The organism is Parabacteroides sp. AF27-14 (assembly GCF_003635425.1).
GTDB classification, from domain to species: Bacteria; Bacteroidota; Bacteroidia; order Bacteroidales; family Tannerellaceae; genus Parabacteroides; species Parabacteroides distasonis.
The window spans coordinates 1-837 of record NZ_QTLZ01000063.1 but is presented as its reverse complement, the minus strand read 5'-3'; the positions used below and the strand labels follow the sequence as shown (position 1 = coordinate 837).

Below are 837 nucleotides of genomic sequence, written 5' to 3'. Positions count from 1 at the left end.
AATTGGGGGTGTTCTGGTTTTCGATTCTCAATTCTTGATTTTTTTGTTTGGAAATATTGTTAAATTAAGAAATAAAATGTAAATTTGTATTATGAAGATACAAGCGTTGCATTTAAAGGAAATCGCCGGGATGTACTTCCCTAACAGTACGCCCCGGTCGGCGAACACTCAGATAAAGAGATGGTTTATGTATAATAAGGCGCTGATGAAAGCATTGTCGAACGCGGGGTACGTGAACGGCCAGCGTGTGTTTACTCCCAAGCAGGTACAGTTAGTATTCGAGTATCTAGGGGAACCTTGAAAAATAAATCGGCATGAGATTACAACTAGTCATCGCCACGCTCTTATGTCTGGCGGGAATAACATTGCTTTTCATGGGCCTCTGGATGCCTCCACGGGGCGAGATCCATTCCTCCGTATTGGTCGCTTTCGGCGAGGTCTCCACGTTCGCAGGGGCGTTGCTCGGGGTGGATTATAAGTATAGGTCTGGGGATAAAAAACAAGAGGGCTGACCTTCGCAGGTTTGCCCTCTCCAACCAAAACCTTAACTATGACCTCCTTCTTAGGGAGGAAATATCTTATTTATATTTTTTCTTAAATCTTACGATGTAAAGTAAGCGCTAATTTTTTTCACTCACAAATCATATCACGAATAAAATACCTGTTTAGCAACATGAATAAAAATAATCAAATCTCAAAAAATTTTACAGTAGAAGAGTTCACATATAGTCGTAAAGCCATAGAGAACGGTATCGACAACATGCCCGGCGAATCTCAGATAGCTGCTATCCGGCTGCTTATCACGCAATTGATCCAGCCTTTGCGAGACCGCCTCGG

Annotated in this window: 2 protein-coding genes; both read left to right on the top strand. The window is 42.4% G+C overall.

Going from position 1 to position 837, the window contains the following annotated elements; all coding sequences use genetic code 11:
* Positions 1-91 precede the first annotated feature (91 nt).
* Positions 92-301, top strand: a complete 210-nt coding sequence (locus tag DWY79_RS22375; protein WP_057327184.1) for a DUF4248 domain-containing protein — start codon at positions 92-94, stop codon at positions 299-301.
* Positions 302-314: 13 nt separating this feature from the next.
* On the top strand, positions 315-512 hold the full coding sequence (locus DWY79_RS22370; RefSeq protein WP_036611555.1) for a hypothetical protein: 198 nt from the start codon (positions 315-317) through the stop codon (positions 510-512).
* Positions 513-837 lie beyond the last annotated feature (325 nt).

Bases quoted from the DNA above. Each gene is read 5' to 3' on its own strand.
- DWY79_RS22375 (WP_057327184.1), top strand. From the start codon at position 92: ATGAAGATACAAGCGTTGCATTTAAAGGAAATCGCCGGGATGTACTTC.
- DWY79_RS22370 (WP_036611555.1), top strand. From the start codon at position 315: ATGAGATTACAACTAGTCATCGCCACGCTCTTATGTCTGGCGGGAATA.